The sequence below is a fragment of the Chroococcidiopsis sp. CCALA 051 genome (genome assembly GCF_003015105.1).
Taxonomy (GTDB): domain Bacteria; phylum Cyanobacteriota; class Cyanobacteriia; order Cyanobacteriales; family Chroococcidiopsidaceae; genus Chroococcidiopsis; species Chroococcidiopsis thermalis.
The window spans coordinates 1-18,931 of sequence record NZ_PYCI01000129.1 but is presented as its reverse complement, the minus strand read 5'-3'; the positions used below and the strand labels follow the sequence as shown (position 1 = coordinate 18,931).

Below are 18,931 nucleotides of genomic sequence, written 5' to 3'. Positions count from 1 at the left end.
CAACCAATAACCGTCAACCATCAACCATCCTCCAAAAAATAGAGCAAGCTGTTTTTCGTACTTCTGCTGTCTTTCGCTTATTTCAACGTAAATTAGAATCATTTTTGGCATCTACTGTACTTTGGTCGCTGGGTGCAGGTCGGGTTGGACGTAGACTAATTCTTGTCTCTATTCCCGTCATTCTGCTATTTACAAGTATCTTTCTACTGCCTCCTGCTGATTATTTGCCTGAAGGCAATCGCAACTTAGTGTTTTGGGTGGCAGAACCATTACCAGGAACCAGCATTCCCGAAGCTATTCGCCTATCTCAACCTGCAAGAGATTTCTTGAGCCAGCAACCGGAAGTCGATCGCGTCATGTTTGTCGAACGTCCTGGTAGGCGCGGGATTGCGGCAATTCTCAAGCCTGAATTTGCCACTACCAACGGACTTGCAAATATGGTCGCTCGGATGCGACAGCAGAGCAATAACTTTCCTGGCTATCGCTTCCTGATTCCCACGCGCTTATCGATCTTCCAAGACCCAGGTAAGGAGTTTGAAATTCAGATTGTGGGTGCAGATTTGCAGCAGTTGAGCCAGTTGGAAACGCAGATAACCGAACAACTGCGAGCATTTCCAGGCGTGCGTAACGTCCGGTCTGATTATGTATTTGGTGCAGGGGAACTTCAAGTAATCCCTAACCGCGAACGTTTAGCTGAAGTTGGGTTGTCGGAAGCAGAAGTAGGGGCAATGGTGGAAGCGGCGTTAGGTGGTCGAATCGCTTCTGATTTTATCGATGGTAAAGAAGAATTGGATGTTTCGGTGGAGTTGCAAGATCTTTTTGTCGAAACTCCAGAACAATTGCGCCAACTGCCTTTGTATACTAGTCGCGGACAGCAAGTGCAGCTAGCAGATGTTGCCGAGGTACGAGAGACAACAGGACCCGATGTCATCAACCACGTCAACCTAGAGCGATCGATTACTCTAACAACTTCCCTCGAAGCTACAGCACCTTTAGGAACATTAGTCAATCAGGCAGAAACTCAAGTTTTGGCTCTACTCCGAGCAAATCTTCCCGCCGGATATCGGTTAGATTTATCTGGATCTGCCGATCGCTTGGCTGAAACCTTGTCTCAATTATCCTCTGCCTTTATCCTGTCCGTCTTAATTATTTACTTGCTATTGGTAGCGCTGTATCGCTCCTTTCTCTACCCAGTTGTCATTATGGCAACAGTACCGATGGGTATGAGTGGCGGATTGTTGAGTCTGGCGATCGCCAACCGAATTCCCGGTGTTATCATTCCCTTGGATATGATTACGGCGCTAGGATTTATCATTTTGAGTGGGGTAGTGGTAAACAATGCAATTCTCTTGGTAGACCGTGCTTTACAACTACAAGGCGAAGGCGAAGATTACGATAAGTCTCTTTACAATGCAACACGCGATCGCCTCCGGGCTATTTTCATGTCAGCTGGGACGAGCGTACTAGGGATGTTACCTTTAGCAGTCGTCCCAGGACAAGGAGCCGAACTATATCAAGGGCTGGGAATCGTCCTCACTGGTGGCTTAGCTTTCTCAACCATCCTCACCCCCACAGTCGTTCCCGCCATCATGGGACTCTTACGCGATCTGTCTGGACGCAAACAGCCATCAGTTGTCAGTTATCAGTTATCAGCTGTCAATAAAGAGGGATGAGTAACGAGTCTTCATTTTTGACTTTTGACTTTTAACTTTTGACTTGTTTGTCACCCTGACTTAGCATCGGGAATCGTAATATCAATCGGAATGACTTCTGAAGCGATCGCGCTCAGTGGTGGTTGAATTGCAGTACCATTTCCAACAACTAGGGTGACGAGTTTTTCTGGCTGGAGGTATTTTTTAGCAACTCTTTGAACATCAGCCGCAGTCGTAATTTGTACGCCGCGTTGGTAGCGAAACAAGAAATCAGATGGATAACCAAAATATTCGTATCGCATTAAGCGAGACAGAGTTTGGCTGGGATTTTCAAAATTAAAGACAAACGAATTCAATACTGATTCTTTAGCGCGTTGCAACTCATTTGGTTGAACTATGTCAGTTTGGATTTTTTCAATTTCAGTCCGAATCGCACGCAGAAAAGGGACAGTCGCAGCCGAACGAGTTTGTCCCCCCGCTACAAACAACCCAGGATAATCAAAGCGGGGACTCCAGACACCATAGACAGAATAAGCCAAACCCTGACGCGATCGCACGGAATTAAACAACCGCCCGCCAAATCCATTCAAAACTTGATTCATCACGTCTAATGCTGGATAATCGGGACTACTGAACCGTCCGCCTAAATGCCCGACTTGGACGTAGCTTTGAGTTAATTGGGGGCGATCGACAAAATATAATCCGCCCAACTTAGACTGAGAGGCTGTGGGAATTTGGGTTTGGGACAAATTGAGTTGAGATTTCCAATTGCCAAAATATTTTTGAATCAGCGATCGCATTTTTTTGGAGTCAAAATCTCCGACAATGCCCAAAATCAGATTATTAGGATGAAAATATTGACGGTAAAAATCAACTAAATTCTGGCGGGAAATATTATCTAAAGTTGCATATTCCACCGTTCGCGCATAAGGGCTATCACTGCCATAAACTAACTTTTGAAACTCCCGTCCGACGATACCATTCGGATCGTCATTACGACGAGCAATTCCGCCTCTAATTTGAGTTTTCGCCAAATCTAGCTTTTCTTGGGCGAATATTGGCTGTTGTAAAACTTCCGCAAATAGCCCAAATACCATTTCTAAATCTTCACTCAAGGCGCTAAAACTAGCGGAACCGAAAGCATCACTAATTCCAACTTCCACCGCCGCCGCCCGTTGTTCCAATAACTGATTTAACTCATCTGCGGAATGTTTTTGCGTTCCGCCAGTCCGCAATACAACTCCAGTTAAATTTGCCAATCCTACTCGATCTGGTGGTTCCCAGCGATCGCCTGTCCGAATTATTGCCGTTCCTCCCACTAAAGGTAAATCCCGATCCGGCATCAAATACACCACCATACCATTCGGCATTTCGTAGCGATCGTATTTGGGAATTTGTATTTGTTTGAGGGGTGGAAACTCTAGTTCTGTGTAGTGTTTGGCTGTGGCTGCTATAGCTGAGGGATGGTAGACAAGTACGAACAAAATCGCTATGACTATTAAACCAATTCTGTAAAAGTTACGGATACGGTGCTTGTCCGAGATCATACAATTTAAAATTTCGTTGTCACACAGATTGTAGGGGCGCACAGCTGTGCGCCCCTACGATGATACGTTATTTAATCTAACAGGACAGGCAAGATGCCCATCATACAGCAGCCATACTGCCTCATCTGAAATTACACCAAAGAGCGATCGGTGAGGATTTCATAACCGCTTTCTGTCACCAAGACGGTATGCTCGAACTGTGCTGACAGGGCATTATCTACCGTTACAGCCGTCCAGCGATCGGCAAGAATGCGCGTAAATCTCGATCCGGCATTCAAAATTGGCTCAATTGCTAGCGTCATTCCAGCACGGAGTTTAACGTTAGGCATTTCCCGAGTACGGAAGTTGAAAACCGAGGGTTCTTCGTGTAAGTTTCGACCAACACCATGTCCGGTGAAGTCTTCGACAATCGTAAAACCATTTGCCTCTACGTGGTCTTGAATTGCCCCTGCAATATCCATCAGATAATTTCCAGCCTTAACTTGCTCGATCCCTTTATAGAGAGATTCTTCAGCGATGCGGATCAGTTTAGTTGCTGTCGGACTAACTTCACCAATGGCGATCGTAATGCAGGAATCGCCGTGGAAACCTTGATGGAAAGCGCCTGTATCGACTTTTAAGACATCCCCCGTCTTCAAAACTTTTTTTGGATTGGGAATTCCATGTACGACTTCATTGTTAACACTGGCACAAATAGAAGCAGGAAAACCGTGATAACCCTTAAAGCTAGGAGTTGCATCCATTTCGCGGATGCGCTTTTCAGCATAGGCATCGAGATCGGCAGTCGTCATCCCAGGCTGCACCATCTCAGAAATCTCTTTTAATACCGTTGCCACAATCTTAGCTGACTGCCGCATGATTTCGATTTCACGGGGAGATTTGATTTCAATACCCCGCCGTTGCTTTTTTTGGCGCTGAGATTGAGCAGGTTGTTGAGGGAGGAGATTACTGAGAATATTCATGGAGTTTTATGGGAACAGATGGGGTGACTGTGTGAAACAACCGATCTAGGTTTGATGCGATCGCGCTTGTCTATAAATTTGTTATCTGAATTTGTTATCCAGGCTAACGATTCAAACACTTTCTCTATTTTAATTTACAGTCCTTCACTTTGAGCCGATTGTGGTTTTGATTGTAGTTTGACTTAGGCGGCGATCGCGATATTCCCCTTCATTCCTGCTTCTGTATGCCCGGGAATCGGACAGCGCAAAGCGTACTTACCCGATTTCAAAGGTACAAATACCCATTCTGCCTTGGCTCCCGGTTTGAGTTCCAATTCATGGATCGCCCCTTTAATCTCTACATTGCCAGCTTCTACTTTTTGCGTCCAAATTCCATCAGCAAAATCCTTCGCCGTGAAATAGTGTTTCTGCGGACTAGGATTTGTCAGCACGAGTTTGTAACGTTTGAAGGCAGATAATTCTAAAGAATCTGGCACAAACTTCAGCTCGTTACTAGCAGTCCCCAAGCTGACGGAAATTTCTGTCGCTGGCTGACGCAACAAGTCTACAGATGGAGCTGTACTCGTCGCCGCTTGAGCTAAATTTGGCATAGCGATCGCAGTACAGAGTATTAACCCTGCCACAAGAAAGAATTTTTTTAAATAGCGCATCATAAAATCTCCCTGTGATGGTAGATATCTAACTCGTTAAGGGCGGGAGTCGGGAGTCAAGAGGGGTGAGGAGCGAGGAGTGAGGAGTTAGGGAAATTCGGAATTCAGAATTTGGCAAAGCGCAGCAGTTTATCCCCTGCTTCCTTGTCTCCCTTGTCTCCCTTGTCTCCCTTGTCTCCCTTGTCCCCTCACTCCTTACTCCCCTTGTGCTGTAGCACTACCAGGACCAGCTGTAACGATCGCCAGCTTATCTGGTTGCAACAATTCTTTTGCTGCCAGATTGACTTTTTCTATAGTGACAGCTTGAATTTTTTGTGGGAAGTCGCGTAATTCCTCTTCACCCAACCCGAAAACAGCATTCATTAAGATCGTACTAGCAAGAGCGTCAGGACTAGCAAGGGAAACCGTATAACTACTGGTAAGAGAGCGCTTAGCTGCCTCTACTTCCTCTGCTTTTACGCCTTGAGTTTGAATTTGTTGCATTAATTTGCGGGCGCTGGCGATCGCTTTTTGAGCATCAGTTGGGTCGGTTTGCATTCTAATTGCGAATGGTCCGGCATGTCTGCCAGCTTGAAATGCACTATAAATGCCATATGTCAACCCTTGGCGATCGCGAATTTCCGTGCCTAAGCGACTAGAAAGCGTATCGCCACCCAAAATTTGATTCAATACCAAAGAGGTATAGTAACGCGGGTCTTTGCGGTCAATTCCCCGATATCCCAAAATCGTAATCGATTGCGTTTTCCCTGGCATAATCGGGTTAAACTGCTTGACCTTCGCTGGTAGAGATACATCTGGATAGGCGATCGTTGGCGGTTTGCCCGTTCCTTGCCACTTGGCTAATTGTTGCGTTAACAGCGATCGCACGGCTTTTGGATCGAAGTCTCCTAATAAAGTCAAAATCGTTTGGTCGGGACGGTAATGAGTTTGATAAAACTCCACTATCTGCTGACGATCGATACTCTGTAAGCTTTCCTTCGTTGGGAAGGTATGGAAAGGATGATTCGCAGGATAAATCGTCTGTTGAAACTTCCGTTGCGCTACCCGTCCGGGATTATCCAAGTCTATTTTGAGTTGAGTCAGGGCGCGTTGGCGCGATAGCTCTAATTCGCGATCGGGAAATGTGGCATTTTGTACCACATCTGCCATTGTTTGAATCACTACAGGCAAATCTGTTTTTAAGCTATAACCGCCAATTTCTACGCCTTCGCGATTCGCAGAAAAACCTAGACTTGCGCCTCTATCCTCTAACGCCTTAGCAAGTTGCAAAGCATTCTGATTCTTCGTCCCATTCATTAGGTTATCTGCGGTCATACTTGCCAAACCACCCGACTGATTCGGATCGAATTCCGTCCCTGCCTTGATATAACCGCTCAAGGTCACGGTTGGCGTGCTAGAGTCGGGCAGAAGCAACACCTGCAAGCCATTATCCAAAGTAATTTCTTCCGGTAGCCGCCGCGCTTTTGGTGTAGCCGCAACATCTACTGATGGTAAGTATTTAGCCACTTCTGCCGGATCGACAGGGGAACCTAAGTTAAAGCTTTCCGCAGTTTGACCAGTTCCCGCCCCAGCACCACCAGGTTGTCCGGCGATTTGGGTAGGTTCAAACTTGCCAACGGTGCGTTTCTCGGTAGCTAAGTAAGTATTTGCTACCCGCTTGACATCATCTACCGTTACCTTATCCAAAGCTGCCAGGTAGCGATCGATGTAGCGATAATCTCCAGCAGTGGTTTGGCTGTAACCCAGTTGTGTAGCCTGGGAACTGATATCGCGATTGCTCAAAATTATCGTTGCTTTGAGTTGGGCTTTGGCGCGGTTGAGTTCTTCCGGCATGACTCCTTTATTTCGCAAATTCGCGATCGCCCGTTCCTGAACCGCTTCAATTTTATCTAACTGTTGCCCAGGAGCAGCTGTCGCCGAAAGTTCGTACCAACCCCCAGCAATCATATTCGCCGTGCCACCACCCGCCGCACTAGCTAAACCCGATTCCACCAAAGCTTGATACAGTCTAGAACTCCGCCCTTCTGTCAAGATGTAGTCCATTGCATCCAGTGCGGGAACATCAGGGTGATTCGCATCCGGTAAGGAATACACGACTTGCAACGTCGCCGCCGCCCCTGGTTCCTTGAGTACGATAGGATCGCTATTAGGACGAGCAGTTGTTGCCGAGGGAGAATTTAATTCCGAATTCCGAATTCCGAATTCCGAATTCCGACTCCCGACTCCCGTTCCCTTCACCCGATCCGGTACTTTGCCAAAAACCTCTTTCACCGCTTTTAACGTTGGTGCAGTGTCAAAATCTCCTACTACAATCAATGTAGCGTTGTCGGGGCTGTAAAATCTGTTGTAATAATCTCTGACTTTTTCCGCAGTAAACTTTTCTACGTCAGCTTTCGTACCGCCTACAGGCAAACCATAGGGAGAGTTAGGAAACGCCGCACGCCTCACAGCGCGATCGAGGCGATAAGTAGGACTATTCTCATAACCCTGTAGCTCAGAGATGACAACTCGCTTTTCACTTGCTAGTTGCTCGTCATTAATTAGCGCATTCTGCATCCGATCTGCTTCAAGTTCCAGCAGCGCCTTCAATTTATTTCGTTCTACCGTGCCAAAATATGCTGTTTGGTCGAAGCTGGTAAAAGCATTGGACTCGCTGCCTAAAGCACTAAACAGGCGACCAAATTGAATTGGACGGGTTGTCGTACCTTTAAACAGCATATGCTCCAATTGGTGCGCGATCCCGTTTACCCCTGGAGCTTCATTGCGCGAGCCGACTTTGTACCATACCTGGACGCTCACCACTGGTGCAGTATGGACTTCTTTAGTTAAAATCGTTAGACCGTTTTCCAGTATTGTTTTACGGACATCTTCCGTGACGGATAGAGGCGATCGCGTGACTGTAGCAGCAGGACGCTGAGAGTCAGCAGCAGCGGGAAAACTCAGCGTTATTCCATTAGCCAAGAACAGCACTCCACTCAGACAAAGAGTGAATGGAATCACAAATAGCCGATGACGGCGTAAATAAGTAAAAATCCGCATGAATTGTTTCGATTGACAGTCAGTGGTTGCTAAGTTCAGCAGTCTTATTGACTCTACTGTAGTCCGCCGATCGCAACTTAGGGATTAGCATTTATTTACCTAAGCAGCGACTTTTGTTTAATTTTTTTATCTCAATCTATCTGCGATCGCCTTTCCTCCAACACTCACTTATTCAATCTCCATTCGCCGAAGACTTAAATAAGTGAGTTGAGAATCCTGGATATTCATCAACTCATCTAGTTGTGTACGTAGTCTGCGTAATACCGACGAGATCGCCCACAATCACGAATCAATTTGCAATTCAATATTCGCCCCATAATTTATATATTCTTGAAATAATTCAAATCCGATTTTCACCGTTGCTTTACAATTTGCTCTAGTCATTCTCTGTAGTTCCACGCAATAACTTTTAGCCTACTTAAAGATTTAAATAATGCTTTATACAAAACATTAAATTTGAACTAACTGGGTTATAATAGCTGCATTCTAATCGGGTAACCTGAAAAGGGTATGGATGAATTTATCTAAATATTTTTTTATCTAAAATAGAGATAGAAAGCTTAATTTTAGTATTATCGCTGCGTCCATAAACCTAACACTTTGCAGCATTGTTAAACATGGATTATGTGCATTAGCTTTGTAATGCATAAATAGACACGATTGCTGCACAGTCTTTATTTATTCAATAGTTGTTTTTCAAATTCACTTGTATTACATAGAGGAGTAAGTTTACGAACCTGTATGAGATAATACTTTATTTGCTTACGCTAGATACATCCTAGTGATTATACTTACTAAGTTCTAAGTAAAAAAAAACACATTGAATATTTTTATTTCTTGCGGAAAATACTAGTTGACAATCTTAAGAAATAATGAAATTATCGAATCATAACGAGTTTAAATCTTTGCGATAAGAAATTCTAAACTCGGTCAACTCAAATAACATAAATAAGATCGAAAACAAGTGACTCTTTGTTGCTTGAATATCTATATTATGTATTGAGTAAAAACCTGATAAATATATGTAAAAATCATCTGCTATCCTTCATTTCCTATCGATATATATTCAGTGATTTTAGATAGCTATATGCATGGCTTTTCATCTGAATTCAACTATTTTGATAGTAGTGTATGAGATATCTCCAGTTTGAAGTTTTGCCAAACATAGGTAAAAGGCATGGTAAAAAATATCTTTGACAGCTAAGAGCTGTAGAAATAGTTTCTTGTACTCAACTCAGTAGGATTAAACATGTTCAGATGACTTCTTTAGCTCTGGTATAGCTCTTATAACGCAGCTATCCCAAGCGAGTTCTGTGCATTGCAAGCTATGTTATTTCTCTTGACTTAACTCATTCACAAATTACTCAGGACTATTCATGGTAACTATTATTAAGCGATCGAGTCCCATTTTAGAAAGACAAGCTCGCCGCGAATCAAACGCGCGAACATACGCTCGAAACTTGGGTTTAGCACTATCAGAAGCTAAGGGCATTTACGTTAAAGATGTAGATGGCAAAACATACATCGACTGCTTAGCTTGCGCGGGTGCATTACCTTTAGGACACAACCACCCAGCCGTCAAGCAAGCAATTTACGACGCACTCAATAACGATCTGCCCATGCAGACATTGGATCTGATCACGCCAATTAAGGATGAGTTTGTTTCCGAGTTATTCGAGTCCTTGCCAGCAGAATTTAGCAAAAATGCCAAAATTCAATTCTGCGGTCCCTCCGGTTCCGATGCCGTTGAAGCTGCACTCAAGTTAGTCAAAACGGCAACAGGTAGACGGGCAGTTGGTGCTTTTCGCGGTGGCTACCACGGCATGACTCACGGTTCTTTGGCACTGATGGGAAGTTTAGGTCCCAAAATGCAAGTTCCAGGGTTAATGCCAGATGTTCATTTCTTCCCCTACCCTTATCATCATCGCTATCCTATCGGTGCAGGCGACTGCGAGCAAGATTCTCAACAGTGTAGCCAATACCTAGAGACAACCTTGGGCGATCCAGAGGGTGGCATTCTTCCCCTAGCTGGTTTAGTCATGGAAATCGTTCAAGGTGAAGGTGGTGTAATTCCAGCACCGGACGCTTGGGTGCGAGAGGTACGCAGAATTACGCGAGAACGAAACATTCCCTTAATTGCGGATGAAGTTCAAACTGGTCTAGGTAGAACAGGGACGCTCTACGCCTTTGAACGTTCTGGAATCATACCTGATGTCATCGTTCTATCCAAAGCAGTTGGGGGTAGTTTACCGCTAGCAGTCATTCTTTACAAAGATGAATTAGATACATGGCAACCAGGCGCACACGCAGGCACTTTCCGAGGCAATCAACTAGCAATGGCGACTGGACTCGCCACCATTCGCTACATCCGTGAAAATCAACTCGCTAGCTATGTTGAGCAAATGGGGATGCATTTTCAGATGCAGTTATGGCAAATTCAAGCCGAATTTTCCCACTTGATTGCCGACGTGCGGGGACGGGGGCTAATGGTGGGAGTAGAACTATCCGCACAAGTCAGACACCTGGGTCGCCAACTTCAAGCTGAGTGTCTCGATCGCGGTTTAATTATCGAACTAGGTGGTCGTAATTCCAGCGTCGTGCGCTTTCTACCACCTCTGATTATCGAAGCACCACAGATTGATGATGTCTGTCAAATTTTCCGAGATGCAGTTGCAGCTGTTGCCCAGGAGAACATTTAATCAAAAATGGACTTACAGCATTTTCTCAACCACAATCCTGAAAGCTTAGCCCAATACGCTCAAACTGTACAGCAAACTCAGAAGTTAATTCAGGACTGCCTGAGCCAGCAAGAACGAGTTTTCAGTGGCTTATCTCCCGCAACTCTCAGCGAGTTTCTCACTCAAAAGATTCTGCCAGAGCAAGGAATTCCGACTCAGCAAGTTCTACAAGAAGCTGTAGAGGCGATCTTCAGCCATTCGATCGCCGTGCATCATCCCGATTGCGTGGCTCACTTGCACTGCCCAGTTCTAATTCCCTCTCTAGCAGCAGAAATGCTGATCTCGGCATTTAATCAGTCGATGGACTCTTGGGATCAAAGTGGCGCAGCGACGTTACTAGAGCAGAATTTGATTAACTTTATGTGTCAGTTGTATGGTTACGATGCCAACGCTGATGGCACTCTTACCAGTGGTGGCACGCAGTCAAATTTTATGGCGTTGATGCTAGCGCGGGATTATGCTTTGCAGCAACGTGGATTTACAAGTCAGCTGCACGGGTTGCCAAACTTAGCAGGGCGATTTCGGATTCTCTGTTCGGAGGTAGCACACTTTAGCGTTCAACAATCGGCAGCGATTTTAGGCTTAGGGATGAATGCAGTCGTGCGCGTCAAAGTTGACAAGAACTATCGCCTCTGTTCTCAACATTTGGTGCAGTGCTTAGAAGATATCGATCGCCAAGATTTGATTCCAATTTGCATTGTCGCAACAGCTGGGACGACAGATTTTGGTAGTATCGACCCGATCGCCGAAATGACTGCGATCGCCCACGAACACAACACTTGGTTGCACGTCGATGCTGCCTATGGTGGAGCGTTAATGCTCAGCGATCGCCATCGCCAGAAACTAGCTGGCATTCACCAAGCAGATTCTATCACGATCGATTTTCACAAACTCTTCTATCAACCGATTCCCTGTAGTCTGTTCTTACTCAAAGATAAATCTCGCTTTGAGTTGATGCGGCTGAATGTTGCTTACCTAAATCCAGAGCATAACGAAGACGAAGGCATTCCCGATTTAGTGACAAAATCAATTCAGACCACTCGTCGGTTTGATGCAGTCAAACCATATATTGCCTTTCGCGCCCTCGGGCGAGAATTCTTTGCTGGCGTTGTCGATCGCGGCATTGAAATCACTCAGCAAATTGCGGCACACATCGAGCAAGATCCGCAGCTAGAACTAGCAGTCAGCCCCGAAATGAGTACTGTTGTCTTTCGATATCGCTCCACCAATGCTGTAAATTTGGGCATCAAACAAGCCTTATTACAGACAGGTAAAGCCGTCATCGGTCAGACCGAAATCCAAGGCAAGGCATATCTAAAATTTACCCTGATTAATCCCCTAGTCACCTTCGATCGCACAGTTGCCCTCGTCGAAAAAATCAAACGTCTAGGAACAATGCTGAGCGAATCACCCCATTTCCTCCAACCTGCAATAGAAGCGGGAGTCGGGAATCAAAAGTCAAAAGTCAAAAGTTAAAAGTCAAAAAATTCTCTCACTCCCCACTTGCCACTTCTTCACACTACTCACTACTCACTAAATTATGTTAAAACCAACACCCGTATATCCTAGAGTCGCAGCACTGTGTAAGTCTCGGAAATGGCAGTCCTGGGAAGGTTACATTATGGCAGATACTTATAACTTCTCGGTCATGCCTGAATATTTGGCAATTCGTAATACGGCTGCTTTGTTTGATTTCTTTCCACTGTACGTCTATCTCATTCGCGGTGCGGATGCAGCTTTGTTACTGGATCGCTTGATTACGCGCAATATTAATAAGTGCAAAATCGGGCAAGTCATGTATACAGCTCTGTGCGATGCTGCGGGTAAGTTGCTCGACGATGGCACAGTTTATCGTTTTGACGAAACAACGTTTCAATTGACGACTAATACACCAACCTTGGATTGGGTACAGGCAAATGCCACAGGCTTGCAGGTCGAAATTCAAGATAAAACTCTGGCGACTAACACCCTACCCTTACAAGGACCGAAATCCCGCACTATCTTAAATCAAGTTGCTGCTACTAACTTAGATGGGCTAAAGTATTTCAATTTCGTCGAGACAAAAATTCGCGATATCCCGGTGGTGATTTCCCGCACGGGTTATACAGGCGATCTCGGTTATGAAGTCTGGTCTGATGCTAAAGATGCGATCGCCCTGTGGGATATTTTGATGGAAGCAGGAAGCTCGGAAGGTATTCAGCCTGCTGGTTTCTACGCGCTGGACTTGGCAAGAATTGAAGCTGGTCTAATTTGGTACGAATACGATTACATTCCCTCTCGTCAAGCGCAAACCGACGCAGAAAAAGTGTCTCCCCTAGAAGTTAGCTTGGCTTGGACTGTAGACTTTAGCAAGGCAAGTTTCATCGGTCGGGAAGCATTGCTGAAGGAAAAAGAACAAGGGGTACAGCGACAGTTGGTAGGATTGGAGTTAGATCGCCAGTTTTTACATCAAACTTACGGCGAACAATCTTTGTTTTTACAAGATTTGCGTACCCCCTGGCGGACGAAGTTCCCCGTCCGCGTAGGAGAACAAACAATCGGTCAGGTAACGAGCGGCTGTTGGTCGCCCGCAGGTCAAAATTACATTGCGATCGCTTGTGTATCGTCCAACTACGCCCAAGCAACAACTTCCCTCGCCCCCAAAATGACTGTAGAAATTCACGGGCAAACCATCCCTGCCAGCATCAAATCTCTTCCCTTCTACGATCCAGACCACAAGCGCAGTACTGCAACTAGCGTTCCTACTTTGGCGCTAGCTTGAGGCTTAGACCGATTATAGTTTGGGTAAAGTCCGAATAAATTCTAAGGGTAAACTATCAGTATCGGCGATAAATGCGACTTCATAAACGCGATCGCCGATTTGTTGTTGCGTGGGTTCCAATAAGACTTTTAAGGGTTGATACTGTTCTGGTTGGGTTTCAGCAGCTTGGGCAAATCGATCCTTTACAGAAGTTAACCAACTTGGTAAATCGGTAGCAGTATCGGTCAAATCAAACGATAGATGGTAATAACCTACGTAATGCTCGTCACCAAACGCATCTGGGGCGGGGCGCGGCTGGGGAATTTGAATTAATTCAATCCGCCCTCCTAATCCTTCCATCCAGCAAGCCAGAGTGTAGCCCGTGGTAAAGCGATCGCACACAGTAAATCCTAACTGCTCGTAAAAGGCGATCGCTTTGTGAATATTTGCAGTCCGAATTGAGGCGTGGTGCATAACTAGGGGCGAGGGGCAAGGGGCGAGGGAAAGAGGACAAGGGGGACAAGGAGGACAAGGGGGATGTAAAACTACTTTCTTCCCCTACTCCCTACTTCCGACTCCCGACTCCCTATTCACTCAAATAACCGGAAGTAGGGATAGCGAACGGGGACTCCTGGTTCTTTCTCTAGATCGAAATTAATGACTTCCCAGCAGGGTTCATCTAAAGGATCGGGGCTAAATTCTACGGGTAAGCCGTAAAGTCTGGGTTTGGTTTGGTCGGACTGCCCTTTCCAGGGGGTACTGCGCTCCAAGTAACCGCTAATTAAGTCTTGATAGCGACGAGCGATAATCACCCGCGTGGCGCGATAACCCTGTGTATACAGCCTATCCAGTGCTTCGTGAATTTCAAACCTAATACCGTCTGGGTGGGTATGTTGTCTGTACCACTCGTTATTCCAACGCCGCCAGTGGCGACCTGACTGGAGATGAATCAATTCACCTGTTTTCGGATCGGCTTCAAAAGCCCCATGACGCGGACATAAATAAGTATCCGTCAACGTTAGCGCCGGGATCGGTTGGCGACAGTGGGGACACGGAATTTCTGGACCAAATATTGGGTACTGCAAGCCTGGATTGATCATGAGGCGTAAACCAGAATACTGACTTGTCTACCACTGCCGTTGATTCGATTCTGTTTTTGCGACCAACTAGAGCTTTTTAGACCCACCACCGCCTCCTAAAGACTATCACATTGCGATTTTTTGTATAGAATAGCTACACCATTATAGATTTGGAATCTTAAGGTTTTAAGCTAAACGATGATTCTTAATCATCATATAGAACATTCTATCGTGTCTGCCCAATCCTACTGGTCAATTCCCGATCTTTCCCCGGCTGCCTTTGTTGCAGCTAATGCTGTCGTCATGGGCGCTGTCAAGCTGGCAAAAGGTGCGAGTATTTGGTACGGAGCCGTGGTGCGCGGCGATGTCGAAAGGATTGAAATTGGTGAATGTACTAATATTCAAGATGGCGCTATCTTACACGGCGATCCTGGGAAACCGACTGTTTTGGAAGATTATGTTACGGTAGGACATCGGGCGGTCGTGCATTCAGCTTACGTCGAGCGGGGCAGTTTAATCGGTATTGGCGCAGTAATTTTAGATGGTGTTAGAGTCGGAGCGGGAAGCATTGTGGGAGCGGGAGCAGTTGTGAGTAAAGATGTACCACCGCGATCGCTTGTTGTCGGAGTACCTGCCAAAATTTTACGGGAAGTCTCCCAAACCGAAGCCGCAGAATTGATCGAACACGCTCGTCGCTACGAAAAACTCGCCCTCGTCCATGCAGGGAAGGGAACCGATCTAGGATTTTACCGAGACTAGGGACAAGGGAGACAGGGAGACAAGGGAGACAAGGGAGACAAGGGAGACAAGGGAGACAAGGGAGCAGTTTGTTTTAACTTTTGACTTTTAACTTTTGACTTTTGAAAAGGACTAGTCAATTTGTCGTTTTCGGCTAACAATTAAAGATGAGAAAATTTCAAAAATCTTTAAACTCTATTTAAGAGAGGAAGACATATGGACATCGATCTGCGCGTTGCTTTTGTTCTGCTACCAGTAATCGCTGCTGCTAGCTGGGCGCTATTTAACATTGCTCCTGCTGCAATCAGACAAATTCAAGGCTTTTTCAACAAAGAAGCTTAATTTGAGGGAGGGGGGGTTAAAAAGCTTAGGGTGCGTTCAATAACGCACCCTATTCTTCGCTAAGCAACCCGCTTGCGAAGAGATGCAGCCCGTCGTTTTGCCGTACTGTTTTTTGGCTCTGACTCTAATACTTGCTCGTAAGCTTGTAGTGCTTGGGTAGTCAAGTTCTTTCGTTCGTAGGCGTGACCGACGTTATTAAGCGCTGTAGTATAGCTTGGATATAATCTCAAGGCTTCTTTGTAGTTGCGAATTGCCAAGTCGTATTGGTCTTGAGCAAAATAAGCATAACCCAAGCCGTTGTAGATGAGAGCTAGATTTTCTGGGTTTTGCTCTTCTTGCTCCGCTGCTTTGAGTGCTTTTTGGAAATTGGCGATCGCCTGGGTGTAAAGTTTTTTATCTAAATAAATTCCACCCAACTCGTAATGCTCTTCAGCCGTGCCTTGGGCTTGAGACAACTTTTTTTGCAGTTGTGCCAGAGTACCTTCAACGCGGCGCGTTTTAAAGACTTGGCGAAAGATAGCCAGCGCCGTTCCGCCCAGCAGGACTAACAAGATTAGCAGATAGACAGCTGCTAGATTTTTATCCATTGGCTGTAATAACTCAAATGAAAATAGTGTTTCTATCTTAATTATCCTGCGACTGTGGTGGAGTTATTGTAATTTTGGTTGGATTAAACTTGTTTGAAGTCAAGGCGATCGCCTCAGACTCAGCCTCAGTGAATAGAATTCTTAGCCGCACGGACTCTCAGACAGATACGAGTTCAGCGAATCAGTGAGGGAAGAAAACTAACAATTCCAGGGAAGACGATAATCGCCAATAAAACGAGTAGTTGCAGGATGATAAACGGAACCACACCGCGATAAATATCTCCAGTAGTAACTTCGCGGGGAGCAACACCCCGTAGATAGAACAGAGCAAAGCCGAAAGGCGGAGTGAGAAAGGATGTTTGTAAGTTAGCTCCTAATACCACGCCATACCAAATGAGATTCAAGCCTAATTTCTGCGCTACGGGAACAAATAGAGGTACGACGATAAAGGCAATCTCGAAGAAATCGATAAAAAAGCCGAGGATAAACACCACCAGCATACTGACGAACAAAAAGCCGATTTCGCCGCCAGGTAGATTAGTCAGAACGTCAAACATGAAGCGATCGCCGTTTAAGCCGCGAAATACCAAACTAAAAGCGGTCGAGCCAATTAAAATAAAAATGACCATGCTGGTAATTCGCAGGGTAACGTCGCAAACTTGCCAGAGCGATCGCCAACTCAACTGACGGTTAAAACCAGCTAGTACTATTGCGCCCAAGCATCCTACTGCACCTGCTTCTGTTGGCGTGGCAATGCCAAAGAAGATACTACCTAACACTAATAAAATCAACAGCAAGGGCGGGATCATCACCTGTACAACTCGTTTACCCAAATTTTTTCCTGCTGCTGCCCTGACATCTTCTGGTAAAGCTGGGGCTACTTCTGGCTTGAGGAACGCTACAACTACAACGTGTATGGCAAATGCTCCTGCCATCATCAAACCAGGAATGACGGAACCAATAAATAGATCTCCAACGGAAACGCCCAACTGATCGCCTAATACGACTAACACTACGCTAGGAGGAATAATCTGTCCCAACGTCCCAGAAGCAGCAATTACGCCAGTAGCTAATCGTTTATCGTAACCGTATCGCAGCATGATTGGGAGGGAAATTAGACCCATTGCTACTACGGTTGCAGCGACTACACCCGTTGTTGCCGCTAGTAGCGCCCCCACAACCACGACTGCTAAAGCCAAACCTCCACGCAATCGCCCCAAGAGAATTCCCATTGTTTCCAGCAGATTCTCAGCGATACCCGACTTTTCCAGCATCGAACCCAGAAAGATGAAATAGGGAATTGCCAGCAGCGTGTAATTAGCCATGATGCCAAAAATCCGCTGAGGCATTGCCGTGAGAAAAATCGGGTCGAATACACCCAAACTAATACCTAGCAAGCCAAATAAAATTGCTACTCCACCTAAAGCAAATGCAACTGGGTAGCCGAAAGAAAGTAGTACCAGCGCCCCTGCAAACATCAAGGGACCTAACCACTCATAGTCCAGTTCCAGGGTTATCACTCTGTTCCTCCTGCTGCATTCGATTGGTGATAATAGCTAAGTTTTTGATGGCTTCAGAAATCCCTTGAAAAATCAGTAACACCAAACTAACGATAATCATCGTTTTGATTGGGTAGCGGAGTAATCCACCAGGATCGGGAGAAGTTTCGCCAATTCTCCAAGAGACAAGAATGGTGTCCCAAGAAACAACCAGCACGATAATGCAAAAAGGAATCAGAAATAATATTGTGCCTAAGAGATCGGTCAAGGCTCTGAGTTTGGGCGACCAGTTACGATGGAAAATATCTACTCGGACGTGATCGTTATATTTGAGGGTGTAGGCAGCACCCAAAAGAAATACAAGATCGAATAAATACCATTGAGCTTCAATTAAAGCGTTAGAACTCAAGTTTTGTCCTACTGCCCGTCCTAGATAGCGACCGACGACGTTCCAGACTCCGACGAGTACCATGAGCAGGACGAAGCCAGCCGTGAAGCGTCCAATCCATTCGTTCATCGTGTCGATGATTTTTGATATGCGTAGTAGGCTTTGCAAGGTGTTTTCCCTCTCCAAAGCGATAGATGTAGCATTCTATCAATAAGCTGCGCACATAAATTAGTAGAGACGTTACATGTAACGTCTCTACATCAATCGGAATTCTCGAACTCTCGAATTTATTTATTGGGCTGAGGAGTTACCCGTAAATATGGCTTAACTTCCTGAATTCCTTTAGGGAATTTTTGCTTCGCCTCTTCAGTTGACATAGAAGGTACGACAATTACATCATCTCCATCTTTCCAGTTCACTGGCGTAGCAACGCTGTAGTTATCAGTTAGTTGCAGAGAATCGATCACCCGCAAGATTTCTTCAAAGTTACGACCAGTGCTAGGTGGGTAAGTGATAGTCAAGCGCAATTTTTTGGCGGGGTCAATCACAAAAACCGAACGAACGGTAACTTTAGCATTGGCGTTCGGGTGGATCATGCCATACAAATCAGAGACTTTTTTGTCGGGATCTGCCAAAATCGGATAGTCAACGGTTGTGGATTGAGTTTCATTGATATCGCCAATCCAACCTTTGTGAGATTCAGCATCATCAACGCTCAAAGCAATCACTTTTACATTCCGCTTATCAAATTCAGGCTTCAGTTTTGAGACTTCGCCTAATTCTGTCGTGCAAACAGGGGTATAGTCAGCAGGGTGAGAGAAAAGCACTACCCAGCTATCACCAGCCCATTCGTAAAAATCGATATCCCCAAATGAAGAGGACTGGGTAAAGTTAGGTACTGTATCGCCAAGTTGAAGCGCCATTTTTGTTTTCCTGTCGTCAAAATGTCATAGTTCGCCTACTATACAGA

The 18,931-nt window shown here is 45.5% G+C and carries 16 protein-coding genes; 6 read left to right on the top strand and 10 right to left on the bottom strand.

Translation table 11 applies throughout. From position 1 onward, the window contains the following. Positions 1–1,673, top strand: a 1,673-nt coding sequence (locus tag C7Y66_RS24325) for an efflux RND transporter permease subunit (RefSeq protein ID WP_146149866.1), incomplete at its 5' end; no start/stop codon positions are given. A gap of 50 nt (positions 1,674–1,723) precedes the next feature. Here the strand turns inward: C7Y66_RS24325 and C7Y66_RS24320 are convergent. From C7Y66_RS24320 to C7Y66_RS24305, 4 genes are all read right to left on the bottom strand, one after another. Next, the gene (locus tag C7Y66_RS24320) at positions 1,724–3,199 is read right to left on the bottom strand and encodes a pitrilysin family protein (protein ID WP_106547556.1); all 1,476 of its coding nucleotides are present in this window, start codon (positions 3,197–3,199) and stop codon (positions 1,724–1,726) included. Between the two features lie 131 nt (positions 3,200–3,330). Further along, positions 3,331–4,161, bottom strand: a complete 831-nt coding sequence (map, locus tag C7Y66_RS24315; protein WP_015156399.1) for a type I methionyl aminopeptidase — start codon at positions 4,159–4,161, stop codon at positions 3,331–3,333. A gap of 182 nt (positions 4,162–4,343) precedes the next feature. After that, positions 4,344–4,751, bottom strand: a complete 408-nt coding sequence (locus tag C7Y66_RS24310) for a plastocyanin/azurin family copper-binding protein (RefSeq protein ID WP_342669349.1) — start codon at positions 4,749–4,751, stop codon at positions 4,344–4,346. Between the two features lie 255 nt (positions 4,752–5,006). Then, complete coding sequence (locus tag C7Y66_RS24305) at positions 5,007–7,850, bottom strand: pitrilysin family protein (RefSeq protein ID WP_106547555.1); 2,844 nt, start codon at positions 7,848–7,850, stop codon at positions 5,007–5,009. Positions 7,851–9,226: 1,376 nt separating this feature from the next. Here C7Y66_RS24305 and C7Y66_RS24300 point away from each other — a divergent pair. The 3 genes from C7Y66_RS24300 (at position 9,227) to C7Y66_RS24290 (ending at position 13,349) form a co-directional block, all read left to right on the top strand. Continuing rightward, complete coding sequence (locus tag C7Y66_RS24300; protein WP_199197608.1) at positions 9,227–10,549, top strand: diaminobutyrate--2-oxoglutarate transaminase; 1,323 nt, start codon at positions 9,227–9,229, stop codon at positions 10,547–10,549. A gap of 6 nt (positions 10,550–10,555) precedes the next feature. Further along, complete coding sequence (locus C7Y66_RS24295; protein ID WP_015156402.1) at positions 10,556–12,064, top strand: aspartate aminotransferase family protein; 1,509 nt, start codon at positions 10,556–10,558, stop codon at positions 12,062–12,064. A gap of 64 nt (positions 12,065–12,128) precedes the next feature. After that, positions 12,129–13,349 (top strand): aminomethyltransferase family protein, encoded by a 1,221-nt coding sequence (locus tag C7Y66_RS24290; RefSeq protein ID WP_106547554.1) that lies wholly within the window; start codon positions 12,129–12,131, stop codon positions 13,347–13,349. 12 nt (positions 13,350–13,361) lie between these two features. Here the strand turns inward: C7Y66_RS24290 and C7Y66_RS24285 are convergent, their stop codons facing one another. Beyond that, entirely contained in the window at positions 13,362–13,802 is a 441-nt protein-coding gene (locus C7Y66_RS24285; RefSeq protein WP_106547553.1) for a VOC family protein, read from the bottom strand. Between the two features lie 116 nt (positions 13,803–13,918). After that, positions 13,919–14,428 (bottom strand): TIGR02652 family protein, encoded by a 510-nt coding sequence (locus C7Y66_RS24280; protein ID WP_015156405.1) that lies wholly within the window; start codon positions 14,426–14,428, stop codon positions 13,919–13,921. Between the two features lie 177 nt (positions 14,429–14,605). Between C7Y66_RS24280 and C7Y66_RS24275 the strand changes: the two genes are divergently transcribed. Continuing rightward, positions 14,606–15,166 carry a gamma carbonic anhydrase family protein gene (locus C7Y66_RS24275; RefSeq protein ID WP_199197607.1) on the top strand — a complete coding sequence of 187 codons (561 nt, stop codon included), beginning with the start codon at positions 14,606–14,608 and terminating at the stop codon, positions 15,164–15,166. A gap of 195 nt (positions 15,167–15,361) precedes the next feature. After that, positions 15,362–15,487 carry a photosystem II protein Y gene (locus tag C7Y66_RS24270; protein ID WP_015156407.1) on the top strand — a complete coding sequence of 42 codons (126 nt, stop codon included), beginning with the start codon at positions 15,362–15,364 and terminating at the stop codon, positions 15,485–15,487. A gap of 59 nt (positions 15,488–15,546) precedes the next feature. Here C7Y66_RS24270 and C7Y66_RS24265 read toward each other — a convergent pair whose 3' ends face one another. From C7Y66_RS24265 to C7Y66_RS24250, 4 genes are all read right to left on the bottom strand, one after another. After that, positions 15,547–16,074 carry a tetratricopeptide repeat protein gene (locus C7Y66_RS24265; RefSeq protein WP_015156408.1) on the bottom strand — a complete coding sequence of 176 codons (528 nt, stop codon included), beginning with the start codon at positions 16,072–16,074 and terminating at the stop codon, positions 15,547–15,549. A 173-nt stretch (positions 16,075–16,247) separates the two neighbouring features. Then, the gene (locus tag C7Y66_RS24260) at positions 16,248–17,585 is read right to left on the bottom strand and encodes a TRAP transporter large permease subunit (RefSeq protein ID WP_041463399.1); all 1,338 of its coding nucleotides are present in this window, start codon (positions 17,583–17,585) and stop codon (positions 16,248–16,250) included. After that, positions 17,569–18,129: a TRAP transporter small permease subunit gene (locus C7Y66_RS24255; protein WP_015156410.1), complete on the bottom strand. Its 561-nt coding sequence runs from the start codon at positions 18,127–18,129 to the stop codon at positions 17,569–17,571. The genes C7Y66_RS24260 and C7Y66_RS24255 overlap by 17 nt, the downstream gene beginning before the upstream one ends. Positions 18,130–18,248: 119 nt before the next feature. Then, entirely contained in the window at positions 18,249–18,884 is a 636-nt protein-coding gene (locus tag C7Y66_RS24250) for a peroxiredoxin (protein WP_015156411.1), read from the bottom strand. Positions 18,885–18,931: the final 47 nt, after the last annotated feature.